7 protein-coding genes are annotated in these 3,371 nt (G+C 60.5%); 5 read left to right on the top strand and 2 right to left on the bottom strand.

Annotated features, from left to right (window positions below):
* Positions 1 to 197 precede the first annotated feature (197 nt).
* From EOA29_RS29730 to EOA29_RS29720, 3 genes are read left to right on the top strand one after another with little or no spacing between them, the layout of a single operon-like run.
* Positions 198 to 773: a hypothetical protein gene (locus tag EOA29_RS29730; protein ID WP_245468572.1), complete on the top strand. Its 576-nt coding sequence runs from the start codon at positions 198 to 200 to the stop codon at positions 771 to 773.
* A gap of 54 nt (positions 774 to 827) precedes the next feature.
* Positions 828 to 1,202: a single-stranded DNA-binding protein gene (locus tag EOA29_RS29725; protein WP_127222000.1), complete on the top strand. Its 375-nt coding sequence runs from the start codon at positions 828 to 830 to the stop codon at positions 1,200 to 1,202.
* On the top strand, positions 1,169 to 1,519 hold the full coding sequence (locus tag EOA29_RS29720) for a hypothetical protein (RefSeq protein ID WP_127221999.1): 351 nt from the start codon (positions 1,169 to 1,171) through the stop codon (positions 1,517 to 1,519). The genes EOA29_RS29725 and EOA29_RS29720 overlap by 34 nt, the downstream gene beginning before the upstream one ends.
* Before the next feature lie 156 nt (positions 1,520 to 1,675).
* On the opposite strand, the gene EOA29_RS29715 is transcribed toward EOA29_RS29720, so the two are convergent.
* Both EOA29_RS29715 and EOA29_RS41740 read right to left on the bottom strand, forming a co-directional pair.
* Positions 1,676 to 2,107, bottom strand: coding sequence for a hypothetical protein (locus tag EOA29_RS29715; RefSeq protein ID WP_245468571.1), 432 nt, complete (start codon positions 2,105 to 2,107; stop codon positions 1,676 to 1,678).
* A gap of 10 nt (positions 2,108 to 2,117) precedes the next feature.
* Positions 2,118 to 2,291: a hypothetical protein gene (locus tag EOA29_RS41740; RefSeq protein ID WP_210213184.1), complete on the bottom strand. Its 174-nt coding sequence runs from the start codon at positions 2,289 to 2,291 to the stop codon at positions 2,118 to 2,120.
* Between the two features lie 114 nt (positions 2,292 to 2,405).
* Between EOA29_RS41740 and EOA29_RS29710 the strand changes: the two genes are divergently transcribed.
* Together EOA29_RS29710 and EOA29_RS41735 are read left to right on the top strand one after the other, a co-directional pair.
* The gene (locus EOA29_RS29710; protein WP_281061118.1) at positions 2,406 to 3,086 is read left to right on the top strand and encodes a ParA family protein; all 681 of its coding nucleotides are present in this window, start codon (positions 2,406 to 2,408) and stop codon (positions 3,084 to 3,086) included.
* A partial coding sequence (locus EOA29_RS41735) for a hypothetical protein (RefSeq protein WP_210213183.1) occupies positions 3,083 to 3,371 on the top strand: 289 nt, incomplete at its 3' end. The genes EOA29_RS29710 and EOA29_RS41735, both read left to right, overlap by 4 nt.

Here is a 3,371-nt window from a genome sequence, read left to right as displayed (position 1 = left end):
GGCGAAGCTTTCGCCTACGGCGCTCGGCTTCGAGAAACCACGCGATATTGTCCCGGAGCGGATTGTTCACCTCGCCCGCTTCATTTGGCAGCATGAATCTATGTATTCGCACGGGCCCGCCCGTTCGGTCTGCCCTTTTCCCGGACCCGAATCCATAGTAAAGTGTCAAAAAGCCTTAGAGGAAAAGGGCCACGACCGTGCTGAAATATCTCGTTATGGGCACTGCCGCTATCGCGGGCGCCGCGTCTGTTCCGTCCCAAGCATTCGCATCCGAGTGGGGATGTCAGGTCCTGCTTTGTCTGTCTGGTGACTGGCAGGGCACGCCCTCCTGTCATCCGCCAATAGATCGGCTGATCGACGCCATGGGATCGCCCGGGTTTTCGTGGCCAATTTGTCCGCAGGCCAATTCGTCCGGGGCCCGCTACGACCCGTACGAGGCCTGCCCACAAGGGTGGACGCCTTACGCGCCGGCTAGCGACCGGCCCGGACAAGGCCAAGCCAGCATGTGCCGAATCGCGGCTGACAATCTCGGTCAGCCTGCCAGCTTTGGACCGCGGCATGGTCAGGCCGACGGAAGTGCGTCGGCGACCATCCAGCTCGGCGGCCGCACCGTGCCGGTCCAACTTACCTATGTCTCCAGCGGAGCGCATAACGATCGAACGACCACCTATTACGACATTCAACGCGCGCGCCGCGCAAAGCCTTACTACATCGATTACGACGACACGAATGGGCTGCGGCAGCGCAGCTGGTTCAACCTTAGCAGACCGTAAGCTCAAGTCACCCTGGCCGGCTAAATTAGTTCTACTGAAAGAGGCAGTTGTCAGATGAAAAGCGTCAACAGGGTCACTATCCATGGCAATGTCAGCTCGGTTGCGCCCTTCGACAAAAGCACGAGGGTCAACATTGCCACCGCCCGCAGTTGGCGCGCTGAACAAGGCCATCCCAAGGAAGCCAGTGATTGGATCCAGGCGACGATCCCGGAGGAGAAGCAAGCCGCCTGGCTGGGGGAGGACGCCAAGCCCGGCGATGTCGTCTTCCTCGAAGGCCGTATCAGCAACAACTCTTTCAAACGCCATGGTGAGACGGTCTATACGACGGACCTTATCGCCTCGACTTTCAACGCTTTTCCGAAGCCGCAATCATGTTCAATGCGGGGGCCCTTATCATGGCGGCGGCATCCGGAACCTTGGTCGGCATAGGCGGCACGCTTGCTCTTTATCCGACACGACACCAGCTCTCCGCAGCGATTGCGTCCGAGCCGGCGCTGTGTGCGCAGTTGGCCGCAGCCGGGCTTGAGAGTCCATCTCCTCCGGACGAGGCTTTGGAAGCTTTCCGGCGAGCAAAGAAGACGGATCAAGCGACGCTGCGGCTGGGGGAGTGCTCGAAGAATACCATGGGACCTGGCGTGCAGTGCACCGTGAAATACGAGCTGCGCACTGCCTGGAAAGACGAAGGTGATGGCGTGGTTGCGTTCTCCAGGGGACGTGATGGCTGGCAAGCGGTGCAACTGCCATAATTGTCTGCTAGCGAATGTCTGGTTTTGCCTCCGTTCCGCGGTCGATCAGCACACCCCCCGAAATCCCTCCCGCAGTTATCGCTAGCTGATGCGCGCAGCTGGCGTTCCGGCTTTACACAAGCGGTCCGCACCTGGCGCGGGGCCGGTTCGCGGCGCTCACTTGTGCGGAGTGCAATAGACGCCTTGGGATTCCAAAAGGACGGCGCCGCCCTTCAATTCCGTCAGCGCGCCGACCCAGGCATCGGAATAGGTGTGACTGGCGTCCACCGCCGTCAGCCAAATGACGCGATTGTCGGCAAGCTCCACCTTGACCTCGCTTTGCAGAGGACTTGCCTGGACCGTTTGCTGATAATGCCGCTTGATGCGGACATTGCCGCGCGCAAACTCGATATTGTTGTTGTCGTAGTTGAGCAGGAATGGAGCATCCCCTTTAGCGACCTTGCAGGAGCCGTTGCGCTCACACACAATTTTTGCCGCCGTCGCGCAATCCCATCGCAGCCCCGCAGGCCACATCGGATTGCTGCCGGACCTCTTGGACTGATCACCTGGAGCGGCGGCGCCGACGCTTGCCGCCGCCGCGACGGCCACCAATATTGCCCTAATCATTCGTTCCGCACGCCTCACTGTTCGCCACCATCAAGATCAGATCGCGCTGGCGCATCATGCCGACGGAGGCGAGGGCGCTGTAATGCGCCAACGTGGCGGCTGCCGCATCGAGCGCGGCCTCGCAGCCGTCTCGCGTCGAGATCTCGGCTAATGCTGCCCTAAACACGGCTGTCCTGTCCGGTTGATCGCTCATAAATTGACACTACACTTTGGGTTCAGCTATGACAATTGCCGGGCAGGCGGTTGGCATAAAGGCGGTTCACAGAAGGTCCCTCGAGCTATGATCATATCTGCCGCTATCGCCAAAGGTGGCACTGGCAAATCGACCTTGCTGCGCGCGCTCGCATCGGTCGCTCTTGATCGCGGCTACGCGGTGACACTCATCGACGGCGACGTTCGCCAGAACATGAGCCGGTGGGCCCAGATGCTGAAGGAGGCCGGCAATCGTCCCGAGACACTCCAACTCGTCAGCGCCACGACGCCGCGCGAGATCCTGGAGGCGGCGGAGCTGCACAATGGCGACCGTAGCGTGGTGCTGATCGACACCGAAGGCACCACGAACGACAATCTCATGGCCGGGCTATTCGCCGCCGATATCGTCGTGGTGCCGATCTTCTTCGCGCTTGACGACGTGACCGCCGCCATCCAGATCACCGATCACTACATTCCGCTCGCGGTCGAAACACGCCGGCGACCCCTACCAGCGGTGTTTGTCCTGACAAAGCAGACCATCATTGATGCGAAGGCGAGAGCATTGAGCGAACTGCGCGCGATCATTCAGGCGAACGGCACGCCGATCGCAGAACATGCGCTGCAAAATCGTGTTGCCTATCGGGACCTGCAAAGCGGCCAGACACTCTATAGCCCAGATCAGCCTGACGCGAAGGCGATTGCCGAAAGTGAAGGTGTCTTCGACGATGTCCTCAAAACCTTCACCGAAGCAATGAGGCAGGCCTCATGACCGAAAAAAGCACCCCGCAGACGCAAGACGATAAGAAGGCACGCATGATGCGAGCGATCTCCACTGAGCCGCCTACGCTCCCGAGCATGTTCATCGCTCCGAAATCCGATCCCGCCCCTCAGCAGCTTGCCGCCGCATCCGCGGCGGCATCGGAGGCAAAAGCAGCGCCGGCGTCACCTCGGCCGGACTTCCGCAAAATGCTGCGGCAGGGCCAGAAGAAGGATCCGGTAGCCGGCAGGAAGATCCGCGAAGAGGAAATGGTGCGCTGCGGCTATTACCTTACGG

Origin of the sequence: Mesorhizobium sp. M1E.F.Ca.ET.063.01.1.1 (assembly GCF_003998155.1) — a bacterium.
Taxonomy (GTDB): Bacteria; Pseudomonadota; Alphaproteobacteria; order Rhizobiales; family Rhizobiaceae; genus Mesorhizobium.
The sequence above is the reverse complement of the archived record's forward strand: the minus strand, read 5'-3'. Positions and strand labels throughout refer to the sequence as shown.